This is a genomic window from Ralstonia nicotianae (assembly GCF_018243235.1).
Classification (GTDB): Bacteria; Pseudomonadota; Gammaproteobacteria; order Burkholderiales; family Burkholderiaceae; genus Ralstonia; species Ralstonia nicotianae.
Window position 1 is genome coordinate 262,041 of record NZ_CP046674.1, and the last position, 16,068, is coordinate 278,108.

Annotated in this window: 14 protein-coding genes; 11 read left to right on the top strand and 3 right to left on the bottom strand. The window is 70.1% G+C overall.

Annotated features, from left to right (window positions below; translation table 11 throughout):
• The first annotated feature begins 78 nt into the window (after window positions 1–78).
• The 4 genes from GO999_RS01150 to GO999_RS01165 all read left to right on the top strand — a co-directional run bounded on the left by GO999_RS01150 (window position 79) and on the right by GO999_RS01165 (window position 3,426).
• Window positions 79–522 (top strand): hypothetical protein, encoded by a 444-nt coding sequence (locus tag GO999_RS01150; protein WP_173941460.1) that lies wholly within the window; start codon window positions 79–81, stop codon window positions 520–522.
• Complete coding sequence (locus GO999_RS01155) at window positions 522–1,670, top strand: ABC transporter substrate-binding protein (protein ID WP_011003036.1); 1,149 nt, start codon at window positions 522–524, stop codon at window positions 1,668–1,670. Before GO999_RS01150 ends, GO999_RS01155 begins: the two co-directional genes overlap by 1 nt.
• Before the next feature lie 127 nt (window positions 1,671–1,797).
• Entirely contained in the window at window positions 1,798–2,190 is a 393-nt protein-coding gene (locus tag GO999_RS01160) for a hypothetical protein (protein ID WP_011003035.1), read from the top strand.
• 330 nt (window positions 2,191–2,520) lie between these two features.
• Complete coding sequence (locus GO999_RS01165) at window positions 2,521–3,426, top strand: DUF4123 domain-containing protein (protein WP_011003034.1); 906 nt, start codon at window positions 2,521–2,523, stop codon at window positions 3,424–3,426.
• 53 nt (window positions 3,427–3,479) lie between these two features.
• On the opposite strand, the gene GO999_RS01170 is transcribed toward GO999_RS01165, so the two are convergent.
• Window positions 3,480–4,859: a sensor domain-containing diguanylate cyclase gene (locus GO999_RS01170; RefSeq protein ID WP_011003033.1), complete on the bottom strand. Its 1,380-nt coding sequence runs from the start codon at window positions 4,857–4,859 to the stop codon at window positions 3,480–3,482.
• 315 nt (window positions 4,860–5,174) lie between these two features.
• On the opposite strand from GO999_RS01170, the gene GO999_RS01175 reads away from it, so the two are divergent.
• The 4 genes from GO999_RS01175 to GO999_RS01190 all read left to right on the top strand — a co-directional run bounded on the left by GO999_RS01175 (window position 5,175) and on the right by GO999_RS01190 (window position 7,947).
• Window positions 5,175–5,774, top strand: a complete 600-nt coding sequence (locus GO999_RS01175) for an undecaprenyl-diphosphatase (protein ID WP_029240415.1) — start codon at window positions 5,175–5,177, stop codon at window positions 5,772–5,774.
• 258 nt (window positions 5,775–6,032) lie between these two features.
• On the top strand, window positions 6,033–6,587 hold the full coding sequence (locus GO999_RS01180; RefSeq protein ID WP_019718975.1) for a hypothetical protein: 555 nt from the start codon (window positions 6,033–6,035) through the stop codon (window positions 6,585–6,587).
• Window positions 6,587–7,618 (top strand): S1C family serine protease, encoded by a 1,032-nt coding sequence (locus tag GO999_RS01185; RefSeq protein ID WP_049800464.1) that lies wholly within the window; start codon window positions 6,587–6,589, stop codon window positions 7,616–7,618. The genes GO999_RS01180 and GO999_RS01185 overlap by 1 nt, the downstream gene beginning before the upstream one ends.
• A 137-nt stretch (window positions 7,619–7,755) precedes the next feature.
• Window positions 7,756–7,947 carry a hypothetical protein gene (locus GO999_RS01190; protein ID WP_127592106.1) on the top strand — a complete coding sequence of 64 codons (192 nt, stop codon included), beginning with the start codon at window positions 7,756–7,758 and terminating at the stop codon, window positions 7,945–7,947.
• Window positions 7,948–8,180: 233 nt separating this feature from the next.
• On the opposite strand, the gene GO999_RS01195 is transcribed toward GO999_RS01190, so the two are convergent.
• The gene (locus GO999_RS01195) at window positions 8,181–8,660 is read right to left on the bottom strand and encodes a MarR family winged helix-turn-helix transcriptional regulator (RefSeq protein ID WP_011003029.1); all 480 of its coding nucleotides are present in this window, start codon (window positions 8,658–8,660) and stop codon (window positions 8,181–8,183) included.
• Window positions 8,661–8,929: 269 nt separating this feature from the next.
• Here GO999_RS01195 and GO999_RS01200 point away from each other — a divergent pair, with 269 nt between their 5' ends.
• From GO999_RS01200 to GO999_RS01210, 3 genes are all read left to right on the top strand, one after another.
• Window positions 8,930–9,718 carry an SDR family NAD(P)-dependent oxidoreductase gene (locus tag GO999_RS01200; RefSeq protein ID WP_019718973.1) on the top strand — a complete coding sequence of 263 codons (789 nt, stop codon included), beginning with the start codon at window positions 8,930–8,932 and terminating at the stop codon, window positions 9,716–9,718.
• Window positions 9,719–10,053: 335 nt separating this feature from the next.
• Window positions 10,054–13,020, top strand: a complete 2,967-nt coding sequence (locus tag GO999_RS01205; protein ID WP_211906482.1) for a bifunctional glycoside hydrolase/polysaccharide deacetylase family protein — start codon at window positions 10,054–10,056, stop codon at window positions 13,018–13,020.
• A gap of 121 nt (window positions 13,021–13,141) precedes the next feature.
• Window positions 13,142–15,127, top strand: coding sequence for a methyl-accepting chemotaxis protein (locus tag GO999_RS01210; RefSeq protein WP_028853783.1), 1,986 nt, complete (start codon window positions 13,142–13,144; stop codon window positions 15,125–15,127).
• Between the two features lie 21 nt (window positions 15,128–15,148).
• On the opposite strand, the gene GO999_RS01215 is transcribed toward GO999_RS01210, so the two are convergent.
• Window positions 15,149–15,949 carry a ferritin-like domain-containing protein gene (locus tag GO999_RS01215; protein ID WP_064478147.1) on the bottom strand — a complete coding sequence of 267 codons (801 nt, stop codon included), beginning with the start codon at window positions 15,947–15,949 and terminating at the stop codon, window positions 15,149–15,151.
• Window positions 15,950–16,068 lie beyond the last annotated feature (119 nt).

Sequence of the window (16,068 nt, forward strand, 5' to 3'; positions counted from 1 at the left end):
CGACCTGCCCGCGGTGGATGCCGCGGTCGGTTTTGATTTGTCTTGTGCTGTCGAGTTCATACTACAGGGAGGGTTGCCATGCCGTGCCAAGCCAGCACGACACCAGGAAAGGCCTTGTTGCAACCGGGCGATGCAGTACACAGCGGAAACGCTGCCCCGAGTCGTCTGTTCTCCACCGAATGCGATGCCACCCAGCCGGGGGCCGGAACGGATCCGTTCGACGCGGGGCACGGCGATGCGCCGATATCCGCGCCGCCGGCGACGGGGCGTTACGCGCCGGGCGGCTTGGCGCATTGGTCCGCGGCGCATCGCGCGTTCGGCGTCCTGCTGCTGATTCATTCGGCGCTGATGGCCGTCGCCATGCTCGCGAAGAAGCATCCGGCCTCGGCCGAATGCGCGCTCGACGCCTCGGTCGCGCTGATGCGGGACTGGCGGACGTGGGCCGTGGCGGCGGCGGTGCTGCTGGCGGGGATGATCTTCACGCTGCTCGCCGCGCACAGGCGCCGGCGTTCCGGCGCGTGATGGCGGCGGTCCGTCCGCGCCTGACCGCGCTGATGGCCGCGGCGGTGCTCATGCCCCGAGCGGGGCTCGCCGATGTGGTGACGGTGGCGCAGGTGCTGCCGTTCGCCGGCCAGGCCGGATCGCCCATCCGCGCCGCGGCCGATGCGGCGGCGCTCTATCTGCGCAAGGCCAGCCGTGGCGATGGTGTCAACGGCCACGTCATCCGGGTCGTGACCGTCAACGCGCCGCGTGGTCTGGGGGCCTCGGTCAGGCGCACGGCGGAAACGCTGCGCCAGCACCGGCCTGCCGCGCTGCTGAACTACGACGGCGCCGCGCGCACGCTCGCGCTGCTCGAGAGCGGCGCGCTGGCGGCCAGCCGCACCCCCGTGATCGGCGCGCTGGTGTCGTCGACGCCCGTACGCGCGTTTGCGGACAACCGCTGGGTCTTCTATCTCCGGCCGGGCCTGGCGGCGGAAGCCGACCGCATGGTGCGCGAGGGGCTGGCGGCCGGCCGCCGGCGCGCGGCGATCCTGTACCGGGACGACGCCTCGGGCGAGGACGGCATGCGCGCGAGCACGGCGGCGCTACGGACACGTGGTTTGCAGCCGGTCCTGCATCTGCCGTTTGCCGTCCCCATGATGGACACGCCGTCGCTGGACCGCGTGGCGGAACAGGTGCTCGGTGCCGACGCCGACGTGATCCTGATCTTTGCCGACAGCCTCAGCATCGGCGGCTTCCTGCGCGCCTACCGCGCACGCGGCGGCCATGCGCTGATCGCGACCGATTCCACGCCGTCGGCGCCGGCGCTGGTCCGTGCTTCGAGCGTGGCGTTGGCCCGCGGCGTGCGCATCGCACAGCCGATGCCGGCGCCCGGCGAGCGGCGCACGCGGTTGGTGCGGGCCTTCGTGGCGGACATGCGCGGCGGCGGTCGCCCCGATCTGGCCGGATCCGCCGAGGCCCTGGAGGGCTACGCCTCGGCCCGGCTGTTCGTGGAGGTGCTGCGCCGGATCCGCGGGCCGGTCACGGGCGAGGCGGTGCGGACCGCGCTGCAGACCCGGGGGCCGTTCGACCTGGGCGGTTTCGAAGTGGATTATGGCCCGTCGCAATACGAGGGGTCCCGGGCGGTCGGGATCGGCGTGGTCGGGCGGGAGGGCCAGCTGATGAATTAACAATTGACGCGCGACAAACGGAGCCGGAAATTCATACACTGGGTCTCCGCCACAGCATTTTTCCCTCAATACGTTTTCACGGCCGGATTCGGCTGGATGTGCCGATATGGAAAAGGGTAGGCATGACATGTCGCAAGTAATAACAGCCAGGACCATCCTGATCAGAACGCGCGTGCTCGACGATAACTGGGAGCGGATTTTCGAGGCGGATACCCGCATCAACGGGGAACGGCTCATTCAAATCGCCAAGTCGCGCGAGTCGCTGGCCCGGCGCAAGGGCATGGAGTGGACCGCCGGCGCGGTGCCGTTCTTCGGCACAGAACTGATCCGGGCCATGAAGGCCGAGGAGCTCGGCCCGGCCATCGATGACGCCGCGATCCAGGTGGCGATGGCCGCCTGGCTGCTCGACTCGATCTATGGCGGTCTCGGTGCGGACGCCTTCATGGGCAGCACCTTGCAGTTCACGATGCTGCCCGGGGGGGCCGTCGAATACACCCGGTTGCCGGCAGAGCCGGACTGAATGTCTGCTGGACGTCACCTGGCGTTCCGGCACGCTCATTTCATTATTCACAAATTCGATGGTTTTCTCTTCATGTGATCGGGGCACTACCCACGAATCGCATGATTTTCGTGCGCCTAATATCTGACTTCGCAAAAATAAGGCGATTCGGAATATTAAGTTACGTGCACGGAAATTGTTTTTAACGGGGCGCCTATTTAAAATCATGCGCCGCGCGAATCGGGGCACACCGCCACCGATTTCACCGACATGCAGCGCGAACGTCGTTCACGCAATGCGGTGCGGAGCGTTTCTGTTTCCGGCGTGTCAGCATGATTGATCGGGTGTCTCATGTATTTTGCTGTCGAATCCCTTGATCCCGCGCTCTGGCTGGACGGCCTGCTGCAGACCGTCCTCGGCGCGCCGCAGGTCCATTGGTTCGCCCTGGTCGATGGGGCATTCGACCAGGACGGCGTGCCGTTCGTCTCGCCTGCCGGGCATGTTCCGCTCTACGGGCGCGCCAATACGCTGCATGATCTGTTGCCGGCGCCGCCTTATCTGGTTCCGCTGGATCGCCGCACCGGCGCCGACTTGCACGCCATGGTGACCGCGCTGGGCACGCACTGCCAGGGGCGGCCCATGCTGAGCTTTCTCGCCTCGTGGAAATCCGCCGATGAGCTGGTGCGTCTGTGGCTGCCTTGCCTGCAGCCGGTGGTGGTCGACGAGGGCGCGCGCCATCTGCTGCGTTTTGCCGACACGCGCGTGCTCTCGGCGCTGCCCGGGGCGCTGGATCCGGCCGCATGGGCGCGGCTGACCGCACCGCTGATGCACTGGTGCTACGTGGGCCGGGCAGGGACGCTCGAGACGCTCTGGCTGGCGGAGTCGCGGGCCGAACCCCCGGCGTATTCCACGCAGCCGCTGGTCCTGTCCCAATCCGACGTGGACCGGCTGATCGACGCCGCCTTGCCCGATGCCATCCTCGACCTGATGGAGCGCCAGGCGCCGGGCAGCCTGCCCAGGATCGGCAAGGCGACCATCTACCGCCTGGTGGCCCGGGCGCGCGCGCTGGCCCGGGCACATCGCGTCGAGGCCGCACCGGATATCGTGCTGCTGGCTTCCCATGCGCTCGCCACCGGCGAGGCCGGTCTGCAGGCGCCGGAGCTGCTGGCCGTACTGGGCGAGCTGCAGCGGGCACCGGGCGCGCTGCGGGACTACCTGCTGTCGGCGCGAGGCCTGCCTGCGGGGCGCGCCGGATAGCGACGTTTTGCGCCGGGGCACAGCGTGGTGCGCCGCCCTCGGCGCCGGCCTGCTCAGGCCAGTTGGGCCGGCGGCGCCGTTTCGGCCGGGACGACCAGGTTGCGGCCGGCGGCCTTGGCGCGGTAGAGCGTTGCGTCAGCGGCTGCGACCAGGGCGTCCAGCGAGGCCGCCGACCCGGGGGCGGCGGTGGCGCAGCCCGCGCTGATGGTCACGTAGCGGGAGGGGGCCGGCGCCTCGAGGCGCAGGTGCAGCACCGCCTCGCGGGCGCTTTCGGCCAGCAGCAGCGCGTCGCGCGGGCCGGCGTCAGGCAACACCAGGGCGAATTCCTCCCCGCCGTAGCGGGCAATGAAGCCGGTGTGCCGGGGCATCACGCCTTCCAGGGCGGACGCGACCGCCGCCAGGCAGCCATCGCCCTTGAGATGACCGAAGGTGTCGTTGTAGCGCTTGAAGTGGTCGACATCGATCATCACCAGCGAGAAGGGGCGCCCCCTGCGCCGCGCCTCGTCGAACGCGCGCGGGAGCTGGTCGTTGAAGTAGCTCCGGTTGTAGATGCCGGTCAGCGCGTCGTGCGTCGACAGTTGCTGCAGCGAGACGTGCGCTTCGAACAGCCGGCGGTACAGCGTCGTGACTTCCCACACCAGCACGCACACCAGCACGCCCGGCGCGAACATGCTGAAGATGCGGGCCACATACCAGCCGAGGGTGAAGCGGCTCGGGCTCAGCAGGTTCAGGCTGGTGTCGGTGAAGCAGGCCAGCGCGGCGATCGCCAGCCACAGATCGAGCACCGAGCGCAGGCGCCCCCTGGCCAGCACCAGCAGCAGCGCGACGACATTCAGCGCCCACAGGACCCGCGAGGTCGCCTGGCCGATGACCTCGCTGCTGTCCGCCGGCCCCAGCGCCGGCGGCAGGTCGACGGCGAGGACGAGACCGCACAGCAGCAGCCCGACGGCTACCGGCCCGCCGACCAGCAGCCATGTCCACCGCGCGATGTGCGTGGCATCCACCGCTTCGGGCTTGAAGCGCTCCCGTGCCAGCAGGGCCAGGGTCACGAAGAACGGGAAGCCGCCGTGCCAGAACACCCACATCCAGCCGGCGCTGGCCGGATGGGCGCCGAACAGGCCGGTGGGCGTAAAGACCCCGGGAAACATCAGCAGCTGCAGCGCCACGGCCAGCGCGGTGAAGGCGTAGGCGCCGCCCAGCGCGCCCAGCATCGGCTGCCGCGTGACGATGAACTGTGCGCCCAGCAGGAAGGCGGCGATACCGGCCGTGGTGAACACGGTCAGCGCGCACATCGGCATGAACGGGTTGACGGCCGGCAGCGGATGGGCCGCCTGCGGAGCGATCGTCGCCAGGATCAGAACGATGACGAGGGCGGTGGTTCCGGCGGCAACCACCTGCCTCTGCGTAGCCTGCTGTATCAGGAAACTGTCCATCCCGCCCCCGGTTTGTCATGTGCGTGGCATGCGCGGCCGGTCCGCCTGGGATGGCGATCTGCGTGTGGCCGTTCGCTGCCGTGCCATTCATCATAGATACGGCAAACGAATCCCGGAAGCTTATGCCGCGTGCGAGTGCTTCATGGAGCACGCAAGGAGCCTTTGCGGGCTGTGCCCCCGCTAAGTCTGCCCGCCTATCGTGGCGGGGTACGGATAGCCGATCGCGGTCCGGGCGGGAACGCTGGTGTCGCCCGCCAGACCAACGGTCAATCCTCCCGAACCCACGAAAACCCGTCCGCGCCTGCCGGAATCGCTATGGAAGCCCTCAACCACGCCCTGTTCCTGTGGATCAACGCCCCGGCCGAGCCCGCTGCCGCGACGGTCCGGCTGGCCATGTTCTTTGCCGAATACGCCATCTGGCTGGCACCGCTTGCGCTGGTGGCCGGCTGGCTGTGGGGCGAGCCGTCGACGCGCCGGCATGCGCTGCAGGCCGCGGTCGCGGCCGTCCTGGCGCTGCTGATCAATGTGGGCTTCGGCCTGGCGTGGGACCACCCCCGGCCGTTCGTCATCGGCCTGGGCCGCAACCTGCTGGCGCACGTGGCGGATTCCTCGTTTCCGAGCGATCACCTGACGCTGCTGTGGTCGGTGGCCTTCAGCTTGCTGTGGCATCCGCGCCTGCGCCGGGCGGGCGTGGCGCTGGCGCTGCTGGGCTTGCCGATGGCGTGGGCGCGCATCTACCTGGGCGTGCACTATCCGTTCGACATGGCGGGCGCGGCGGCGGTGGCGGCGTTCAGCGCCTGGCTGTGCAGCGGGCGGGTTGCCCACACGCTGTCCGAGCCGCTGCACCGGCTGGCGCTGGCGGTGCACGCGGTGGCGCTGGCGCCGTGCGTGCGCCGCGGCTGGGTTCGCAGATAGCCGCCCGCGGAGCGTCCGCCAGCGGCCGGTGTCCCGGACCGGGGTTCCGCGCCGCGGAATCCACGCCGCTTTCCTGATCCGCGAGGCCTGGGTTGCGCGCGCGGCGGCTGCCGGCAAGCCCGCCGACGCGCGGACGCAACGTTTGCGCGCCGGTACGTTATCGGCCCGACCTTTGGTTACACTTGCGCGATGCCCCGCGCCGTCTTGACGCGCGGTGGCCGATCGGGCAGACCAAACAAAAGAAAGGCAGGGGGACGCATGACGATCCGGACGATCGCTGCGGGAGTCGGGGGCGCGCTGTGGCTGGCCGGTTGCGCGACAACGTACAGCGAGCCGCCGCCGCAGGCGCGGACGGCATCGGTCGAGCTGGTCCGGTTGCCCGGCGGCGCGCCGGCCATGCTCGTCTTCGACGATGCGAAGATGTGCGCCGGCGCGCGGGTGGCGATCCCTTCCAACAGCCCGGTCCGGCCGGTCCGCGTGCTGGCCGAGGTGCCGACGACCGTGGCCGCCAATCACGCGCGTGTCAACGGCAGCTCGGTCTACCGCTGCGCGGTGGCGGTGAGCTTCGTCCCCGAGACGGGACACCGGTACCGGCTGCTCTCGCAGTATCCGGACGGCGAGCACACCTGCCGTGCCGCGCTGACGGAATCCACCGACGGCAGGCGCTGGCGGCCGGCCGTCGCGCGCTATCGGCAATGGAGCGGGCAGGCCACGTGCCCGGCCCTGACGGATGCGGAGATCGGCCGCCTGCGCGACCACACGCGCTCACCGGACGGCGCCACCACGCTCAACGACCTGAAGGACCTGATGTGATGGCACCCTCGACCGGTCCGTGTTTTCCATCTGAGGGCGCCGCCAGGCCTGTTCTCCGATCCGCTCTCCGTCTGGCCGTTGCGGCCGTCTGCGGCCTGGTTGCCGTGCAGGCCGCGGCGCTGGAGCCCGCCGAGATTTTCGAGAAAGTGTCGCCCAGCGTCTGGGAGGTCCGGGTGATCGGGCCGGACGGCAAGGGGCTGTCGATGGGCAGCGCCGTGGTGATCGGCGATGGCGTGGTCATCACTAACTGCCACGTGCTGCGTGGCGGCAAGCAGGTCTGGCTCAAGCGCGGCAATGCCAATTTCGGCGCGCGCTTGCAGTATCCGGACGTGGAGCGCGATCTGTGCCAGCTGCGCGTGGCCGATTTCCACTATCCTCCCGTGACCCTGGCGCCGGGCAGTGCGCTGGTGACGGGCCAGAAGGTGTACGCGATCGGCAATCCGCTCGGGCTGGAGCTGACCATCAGCGAAGGGCTGATCTCGTCGCTGCGCACCGACGATGACGGCCGCCTGAAGAGCGTGCAGACCTCGGCCGCCATCTCGCGGGGCTCCAGCGGCGGCGGGCTGTTCGATGCCAACGGCCGCCTGATCGGCATCACGGACCACCAGGTCGTCCTGACGCTGGGCCAGAACCTGAACTTCGCCATTCCCGCCGACTGGATCGCCGACGTGCCGGCACGGGCGCAGAAGGCGCTGGCTGCGCGCGCCGCCGCGGCCTCGGCCGTGGTCGCGTCCACGCCGGCGCCCCAGAGCGCGGCGCCCACACCGGCTCCCGCGCCGGCGCCCCGCCACCAGGGGGAACTCGGCCCCAACCAGCAGACCGGGTTCTCCGTCTATCTGCAGAAGACGTGGCCCAAGGCGTTCGTCGCCGCGGACGGTGACCACTACTACTACTGGACCGGGAAGAACGCCGAGCTCTATGCCCTGTCGGCCTGCCAGGAGCGCTGGCAGAACTGCAGCGTCTACGCCCGCAACAACACGGTCGTCGAGCCCGTGGAGGGAACCGGCGAGCGTCCGGGCGCCGCCCGGTAATCCGCTGCCCGTCGCCGGCCGGACGCGCGGTAACGCGGGCTGGGGGCTGCCCGTATCGGGCGTGATGAATCGGGCGAAGTCCTGCGTCGGCGCCCTGCGCGCCCGTCGGGCTGGCAATGCATGTGCGAGCGGGTTTGTTGGCAAGGACCAGGGCGCGCGCCATCCGCATGGCGGCGGGCGGCACGCGCATCAGCGCGGCGCTGGCGGACGGTGTGGCGGGGCTGTCGGCGCTGCCGCGCCGGCCGGGACTGAGCCCGCGTGAGCGCGAGGTGGGTGTGCTGCCTGGACGGCCTGTCCGTCACCGGGATCGCGGGCAGGTTCGCCCGTAGCGTCAAGGCCATCCGCTTGCAGAAGCGGTGCATCTTCCGCAAGCTGGGCCTCCGTACCGATACCGGGCGGTTCAGGATCCGGCACGCGCTGGAAGGGCAGGCGAGCGCCGTCCCGCCGGCGGCCTTCGGCGAGGCGCTGCGCGATGGCGGCCGCCGGCCGTCCGGTGCGTGCCCGATCCCATCCCGGCGTCGCCGGAGGCCGGGCACGCACCCGGTATGCGCGGGCGTCGGCGCTATGCGTTGTGCAGCACGCGCAGCAGGAGGTTTTCCAACTGCTTGACCTCGGCCTGCGTGAACCCGCGCAGCAGATGGTTCAGGACGTCGACGATCAGCGGGCGGATCTCCGGATACAGCGAGCGGCCCTGATCGGTCAGCGTGATCACCACCGAGCGCCGGTCCGCATCGCTGGGCGCGCGCTTGACGATGTTCTTCTTCTCCAGCCGGTCGATCAGCCGCGTCATCGCGCCCGGATCGTAGTTCAGCAGCCGCGACAGCTCGGCCGGCGTGTTGGCCAGGTCTTCAGCCAGGTAGACGACCACGGTCCACTGCGCGGCGGTCAGGTCGAGCGTCGCCAGGGCGGCGTCGATGTGCGTCACCAGCTCATGCCGGGCCCGGTGGACGAGCCGGCCGACATTGGTGTCGCGATCCATGGTGTCGAGTTGATAGGCGCCCTGGTCGGTTGCCTCGGGCGGTGTCTGGACTTCGGTGCTCATGGTGGTGCTCCCCGTTCTGCGCCGGTGATCCGGCTTATGTGGGTCCGCCGTGCACTCCCGTAAGCGCATCGCCGGATCCTGAACGCAGGCTAATCGTCGCTTGCCTGGGCCGTCAAGCCGGGGACGATACCGATCCGGGACCGCCGAACCGCGCCGGATGCGGCTCAAAACGATTGCGGCAGCCACCGGGCGGGGGCGTTCGTATCATGCTTGAAACGCCGCCGGCGACAGGCGTGTCGCCTCTCCTCCATCTTCCTGTTTTTGATGCCATGGACCTCCACCTTCAGAACAAGCTCGCTCTCGTGACCGGCTCCACCAAAGGGATCGGCCACGCCATCGCCGTCGCGCTGGCCGCCGAGGGCGCCCGCGTCATCCTCAACGGCCGCACCGATGCGTCGGTGGCCGAGGCGGTGTCCCGCCTGCTGGCCGAAGTGCCCGGCGCCCATGCCGAAGCCTTCGCCGGCGACCTGTCCGACCCCGCGCAGGCCCGGGCGCTGGCGGCGCGCTTCCCGCGGGTGGACATCCTGGTCAACAACCTCGGCATCTTCGACCCCAAACCGTTCGAGGACATCGACGATGCCGAATGGCTGCGCTTCTTCAACGTGAACGTGATGAGCGGCGTGCGCCTGTCGCGTGCCTACCTGCCGGGGATGAAGGCGCAGAACTGGGGCCGCATCGTCTTCATCAGCAGCGAGAGCGGGGTGCAGATCCCGGCGGAGATGGTCCACTACGGTGTGACCAAGACGGCACTGCTCGGCCTGTCGCGCGGGCTGGCCGAGCTGTGCGCGGGCACCGCCGTGACGGTCAATGCCGTGCTGCCCGGCCCGACGCGCTCCGAAGGGGTCGAGGCCTTCACGCGCAAGCTGTCGGGCGGCCAGGGTTTCGAGGCCTTCGAGAAGGCCTTCTTCGAGACCGCGCGGCCGACCTCACTGATCAAGCGCTTCGCCACGCCGCAGGAGGTCGCCAGTCTGGTCGCCTATGTGGCCAGCCCGCTGTCGTCGGCCACCACGGGCGCCGCGCTGCGGGTGGATGGCGGCGTGGTGAAGTCGGCGTTCTGAGCGCCGCCGTGCCCGCGCGCCGGTCCATGCTCCGCCGCTGCCCGTGTGTGTATCGGACGCGGGTCGGCGCCGCCGGGGCCGACCGCTCGCCGCATCGCCGGCGCCTGCCGTGACACCCGCAGCGGCTCCCGCAGGCGGACTGTCGCATCGCCGCAACTCCGGAGGTGCCCCACTTGCCGGCCGCCCCGGGCGGGGCTCGCCGCCGGCTGTCTATAGTGGTGATCGGAACCGGGTTCGACCGGTCCACCCAATTCCTCGTTTTGTTCACGGGTCAGGCATTGCATTTGCATGAAAGCCGGACACAATTGCGCTCCAAAAATAAAGAGGAAATCAACATGCGGGTGGGGTGGGTGATGGCAGGCGGGCGTCAATGGCGATGGATCGTGTGGCTGGGTGCCGCTGCCACGCTGGCCGGCGCGCCTTGCCAGGCGGCCGAACCGCCCGCCCAGGCCGCGCCGCAGATCGCCGTCTACTACGGCAGCGACGTGCCCGTGCCGGAATTGCAGGCGTTCGACTGGGTGGTGCTGGACCCCGCGCACGCCGCGCGTTTCGACGCGCGCCAGCCGGCGGCCGCGCAGTGGCTGGCGCGGGTGGACCTCGCCGCGCAGGTGGACGCCATGCACGCCGACGGCTGGCCGGACACCGCGGTCGAGCGGCTGTTCGTGCCGCTGCTGGCGCAGGGCTACAAGGGGTTCCTGCTCGACGGGCTCGATGCGCTGCAGCGGTCCGCGCCGCAGGCCGGGGATGCCGTCGCGGCGCTCGTGCGGGCCCTGCGTGCGCGCATGCCCGAGGCCAGGCTGCTGGCCGGCGGCACCGCCTGGCTCGACACGCTCGCGCCGCAGCTGGCCGGCGTGGTCACGCCCGGGCTGGTGCGCGAGCGCGCCGATGATGCCGGGAGCCTGCGCGAGGTGTCCGATGCGGACCGCGCCGCGCGCATCGCCACGCTGCGCCGGATCGGCGAGCAATACCGCCTGCCTGCCATCGCGCTCGACTACTGCGCCAGCTACAGCCGTGACTGCCTGCGCGAGACTGCCGGCGTGGCGCGTGCTGCCGGCGTCACCAGCTACGCCACCACACCGGCCGCCGACATGATCGGCATCGGCCGCCTGGAAGTGATGCCGCGCCGCGTGCTGCTGATCGAGCCGCAGGAGCCCGGCACCAGCGCCAACACCATGCCGGCCGTGCTCTACCTGGCCATGCCGATCAACTACCTCGGCTACCGCGTCGAATTCGCCGATGCCTACAAGCCGCTGCCCACGGTCACGCCCGACCGCTATGCCGGCGTCGTCACCTGGTTCGACGGCAACGCGCCGCGGCCCGGTGCCTGGGCCGCGTGGCTCAAGCACACGGTGGCGGCGGGCGTGCGGGTGGCGATGTTCAACCAGTTCGGCCTGACCATGGACGCGGCGATGGCCCGGTCGCTGGGGCTGAAGACCGTGCCGGGCACGCCGTCCGGGCCGCTGACGATCGTCTCGCGCGACCCCATGGTCGGCTTCGAGCTGCAGCCGCACCCCGAGCGCCGCGATGCGGTCGGCGTGCGGGTGGACCCGGACCTGCCGCAGGCGCAGCCGCTGCTGCGGCTGTCGTCGGGCCGCTATACCTATGACGCGGCCGCCATCCTGCCGTGGGGCGGCTATGTGCTGCGGCCGTTCGGCGTGTTCCGCATGCCGGAGGTGGACCAGGCGCGCTGGGTGATCCAGCCGCTGGACTTCCTGCGGCGCGCGCTGGCGCTGCCCGCCATGCCGGTGCCCGACACCACCACCGAAAACGGCCGCCGCCTGATGACCGTGCACATCGACGGCGACGGCTTTGCCTCGCGCACGGAATTCCCGCCGGGCGAGTTCGCCGGCCAGGCGCTGCTGCGCGAGATCTGGGCGCGCTACAAGGTGCCGACCACCGTGTCCATCATCGAGGGCGAGGTGTCCGCCGAGGGGATGTACCCCAAGCTGGCGCCGCAGCTGGAGTCCGTCGCCCGCACCATCTTCAGCGAGCCTTACGTGGAGGTGGCCAGCCACACCTTCTCGCACCCGTTCAACTGGCTGCGCACCGTCGATGCGCCGTCGCTGAGCGAGAGCACCGATGACCACCGGGTCGATGCGCCCAACAACCGCACCTTCTCGCACCCCTTCCACCGCGCGCTGCCGTTCGACACGCCGGCAGCGCAGACCGCGGCGGCATCGCAGGCATCGCAGGCATCGCAGACAGTGCCGATATCGGAATCGCAGCCACCGCTGCAATCGCTGGAGTCACTGCAAGCACTGCAGGCGCTGCAGCCGTCGCAGCCATCGCAGGAGGATGTGGGCAGCGACGTCTACGGCCTGAACATCCCCCGCTACCACTTCAGCTTCGATCGCGAGATCGCCGGGTCCATCCACTACATCAACACCCGGCTGGCGCCGCCGGGCAAGCCCGTGCGCGTGCTGCTGTGGAGCGGCAACGGCCAGGTGCCGCCGGTGGCCGTGCAGAAGACGGTCGAGGCCGGCGTGCTCAACATGAACGGCGGCGATACCTACATCACGCGCACCAACCCGAGCTGGACCGCGGTGGCGCCGCTGGGCGTGGACAAGGGCGACGGCCTGTTCCAGGTGTTCGCGCCGGCGCAGAACGAGAACATCTACACCAACCTGTGGCACGGCCCGTACTACGGCTTCACGCGCGCCATCGAGACCTTCGAGCTGACCGACCGGCCGCTGCGCCTCAAGCCCCTCGGCATCTACTACCACATGTATTCCGGCACCAAGGTGGCCTCACTCGCCGCGCTGCGGCAGGTGTACGACTGGGCGCTGACGCAGCCGGTCATGCCGGTCTACGCGTCGGACTACATCCTCAAGGTGCTGGATTTCCGCAACTTCGCCGTCGCGCGCGACGGCGACGCCTGGGTGGTGCGCGGCGACGGCGATCTGCGCACCGTGCGCTGGAGCGGCGCCGGCGTACCGCGCCTGGCCGATGCGCGCGACGTGGCCGGCTTCGCCCCGGCGGCGGGTGGCGGCACCTACATCCACCTGGCGAGCGGTTCGGCCCGCTTTGCGATGGAGGACGGGCCGCAGGCGCTGCCCTACGTGCGCGAGGCCAGCGGCCGCCTGACCCGCTGGCAGCGCAGCGCGGACGGCCGCGCGGTGTCGGTGGACGTGGCCGGCTACGTGCGGCCGTTCATCCGCTTTGCCAATGCCGCGCGCTGCCGCGCCACCGTCGATGGCCGCGAGGTGCCCGGCGTGCACGGCGACGACTGGCGGATCGACCTGGGGCCGGGTCATCCCGCCAGGCTGGTGGCGCAGCATGTGGAGTTGGCATGCGGGCGGTGATGTCCGGAATCAGGGAAATTCCGAAGATCAACAAAGTTTGAGGATTGCAAAACGTTTGCGCTCAAGCTTTTTTCCGATGATCCGTTTTTAGTGCAAACGACGATCATCCGAAAACGCCCCCATGCGAACGTCCGCCCCTCAGCACGCCCCCCAATCCGCGACCAGCCTGGGCTCCCGGCTGGCCGTCGCCGGCCTGGCCGCCCTGGTCCTGGTGTTCGGCGCCTTTGCGCTGGCGATCTCGCAATCCAGCCTGCGCACGCTGGAAGACCATGCGCAGTCGGCCATGCGCGACCAGGAAGCCGCCATGCGCGACATGATCGCCCTGTTCGACGGCACCATGCGCACCGAGGCCGACCGCTTCCTGACCGCCTTCGCGGATGCGGCGCCCGGCCCGTACAGCGTGGACCCGGCGCAGACCGTGGCGGTGGCCGGCAAGCCCACGCCCACCTTCAGGAGCGGCGACACGGCGATGAACCTCGATTTCGCCGTCCCCGACAAGTTCTTCGCCCGCACCGGCGGCACCATCGCCACCGTGTTCGCCCGCACCGGCGACGATTTCGTGCGCGTGACCACCTCGCTCAAGAAAGAGAACGGCGAGCGCGCCATCGGCACGCTGCTCGACCGCGCCCATCCGAGCTACAGGGCGCTGATGGCGGGCGAGTCGTTCCGCGGGCTGGCATGGCTGTTCGGCGTGCCCTACATGAGCAAGTACGAGCCGGTGCGCGATGCCGCGGGCAAGGTGGTCGGCGCCCTGTACGTGGGCGTGGACGTGCGCGCGGAACTGGCGCTGCTCAAGGACAAGATCCGCTCGCACGGCATCGGCAAGACCGGCGGCTACTTCGTCATCGACGGCAAGGCGGGCGCCGACCAGGGCAAGGTGCTGATCGACCGCGACCCGGGCCGCGAAGGCAAGAACCTGCTGGATGCCAAGGACGCCGACGGCCTGGCCTGGGTGCGCGAGATGATCGAGCGCAAGGACGGCATCCTGCGCCACACGCTGGCCGACACCGAAGGCGGCCCGGCGCGCGCGCGCTTCACCGTGTTCACGCAGTATCCGGACTGGAAGCTGGTGATTGCCGGCACCGCCTACGTGGATGAGCTGGAGGCCGACCTGGTCTCGGCGCGCAACCGCTTCCTGCTGCTCGGCCTGGCGCTGGGCGCGTTGCTGGCGGGCGGCCTGTACTGGATGCTGCGCCGCGCGGTCAGCGCGCCGCTGGCCGAGGTGGCGGGCGTGGCCCGGCGCGTGGCCGCCGGCGACCTGACGCACCGCTTCTCCGGCACCCGCCGCGACGAGATCGGCCAACTGATGCACGCCATCAACGGCGTGGGCGACGGCCTGAGCGGCATTGTCGACAAGGTGCGCGCGAGCGCCTCGACCATCGCCTCGAGCACCGGCCAGATCGCCGCCGGCAACGTCGACCTGTCGGCGCGTACCGAGGCGCAGGCTGGCAACCTGGAGCGCACCGCCTCCAGCATCGAGCAACTGGCCGCCACCGTGCGCCAGAACGCCGACAGCGCTCAGCATGCGCACGACATGGTGCAGTCCGCCAGCGAGGCCGCCAACGCGGGCGGCCGGACGGTGGCGCGGCTGGTCGGCACCATGTCGGGCATCCACACGACGGCGCAGAAGATTGCCGACATCACCGGCATCATCGACGGCATCGCCTTCCAGACCAACATCCTGGCGCTGAACGCCGCCGTGGAGGCGGCCCGCGCGGGCGAACAGGGTCGCGGCTTCGCGGTCGTGGCCGGCGAGGTGCGCAGCCTCGCGCAACGCAGCGCGGCGGCCGCCAAGGAAATCAAGGAACTGATCAGCCGCTCGGTGCAGGAAGTGCAGGCCGGCAACGAAGCGGCGCGCGGCGCGGGCGAGGCCATGCAGGACATCGTCACGCGGGTCGAGCGCATCGCCGGCATCATGGGCGAGATCAGCCACGCCTCGCGCGAGCAGTCGCAGGGCATCGAGGAGGTCAACCGCGCGGTGACCTCGATGGATGAGGTGACGCAGCAGAACGCCGCGCTGGTGGAAGAAGCCGCCGCCGCGGCCGAGAGCCTGCGGCAGCAGGCCCAGGAACTGCGCGGCGCGGTGGATGTGTTCCGGCTGGCCTGAGCCGCGCCGGCGCGCGGGCCGCTAGTGCAGCATCACGCGCCGCACCAGCGCCACCAGCGGCGGCCGGATCGAGCGCTCGATGCCCGGCTTGAGCCGCAGCGGCTTGAGCAGCATCTTGGCGGCCATGTCGATGGGCAGGTGCGAGCGCACCAGCGCGCTCACCCGTGAATTGAGCGCGCGCACGTCGGCCTCGGGCACGTCTTCCTGGTTGCGCTCGATGCGCAGCACGTTGCGCAGGGCGATGGCCGCATCCTCGTTCTTGATCTCGCGCAGGCGCGAGGCGAGCGCCCTGAGCACGCGTGCCCGGCCCACGCCCTCGCGCGTGTTGCACTCGTGGAAGAAGCGGTAGAAGTGCTTGTAGTGCCGCACCTCGTCGATCGAGATGCGGCTGGCGAGATCGCACAGCACCGGCTCGGCGGCGTCGGCGGCGGCCTGGGCGATGGCGCGGTAGAAGGTGGCGGTGCCGGTCTCGACCACGCAGCGCGCCACCATTTCCAGCGCCTGCGTCGGTTCGAACTGGTCGATCGAGCAGGTCACGGAATATTCCGCGAAGAAGCGCGCGTAGCCGCGCTCCCAGTCGAATTCGGGCCAGACGGTCTCGACGTAGCGCCGCAGCGCCCGGCCATGCTGGAGCTCTTCGTGCTCCCAGTGGTGGATGAGCCAGTGGGCCGTCTCGGGGCGGTCCGCGAAGTACCGGGCCAGATTGCCCGCATAGAGATCGGACCCGCTCTCGATGAACGATGCGCTCGTCACGAGATAGAACAGCATGCGGTGGTCGCGCACGCGCGCGATGTCGATGCTGCCGTAGGCGATGTCGTCCATCGTCCAAGGTAGCTGTTCGGTTGCCGACGGGGTTTCCGATTGAGCCTGTGACACGGCGCGTCCTCCGTTCGCGGAGCCGCAAGAAACGCGCCCGAGGGAGGGGGCGACGCGGCATCCGC

Coding starts and splice junctions, on each gene's coding strand:
- GO999_RS01150 (WP_173941460.1), top strand. CDS start 79: ATGCCGTGCCAAGCCAGCACGACACCAGGAAAGGCCTTGTTGCAACCG.
- GO999_RS01155 (WP_011003036.1), top strand. CDS start 522: ATGGCGGCGGTCCGTCCGCGCCTGACCGCGCTGATGGCCGCGGCGGTG.
- GO999_RS01160 (WP_011003035.1), top strand. CDS start 1,798: ATGTCGCAAGTAATAACAGCCAGGACCATCCTGATCAGAACGCGCGTG.
- GO999_RS01165 (WP_011003034.1), top strand. CDS start 2,521: ATGTATTTTGCTGTCGAATCCCTTGATCCCGCGCTCTGGCTGGACGGC.
- GO999_RS01170 (WP_011003033.1), bottom strand. CDS start 4,859: ATGGACAGTTTCCTGATACAGCAGGCTACGCAGAGGCAGGTGGTTGCC.
- GO999_RS01175 (WP_029240415.1), top strand. CDS start 5,175: ATGGAAGCCCTCAACCACGCCCTGTTCCTGTGGATCAACGCCCCGGCC.
- GO999_RS01180 (WP_019718975.1), top strand. CDS start 6,033: ATGACGATCCGGACGATCGCTGCGGGAGTCGGGGGCGCGCTGTGGCTG.
- GO999_RS01185 (WP_049800464.1), top strand. CDS start 6,587: ATGGCACCCTCGACCGGTCCGTGTTTTCCATCTGAGGGCGCCGCCAGG.
- GO999_RS01195 (WP_011003029.1), bottom strand. CDS start 8,660: ATGAGCACCGAAGTCCAGACACCGCCCGAGGCAACCGACCAGGGCGCC.
- GO999_RS01200 (WP_019718973.1), top strand. CDS start 8,930: ATGGACCTCCACCTTCAGAACAAGCTCGCTCTCGTGACCGGCTCCACC.
- GO999_RS01205 (WP_211906482.1), top strand. CDS start 10,054: ATGCGGGTGGGGTGGGTGATGGCAGGCGGGCGTCAATGGCGATGGATC.
- GO999_RS01210 (WP_028853783.1), top strand. CDS start 13,142: ATGCGAACGTCCGCCCCTCAGCACGCCCCCCAATCCGCGACCAGCCTG.
- GO999_RS01215 (WP_064478147.1), bottom strand. CDS start 15,949: ATGGACGACATCGCCTACGGCAGCATCGACATCGCGCGCGTGCGCGAC.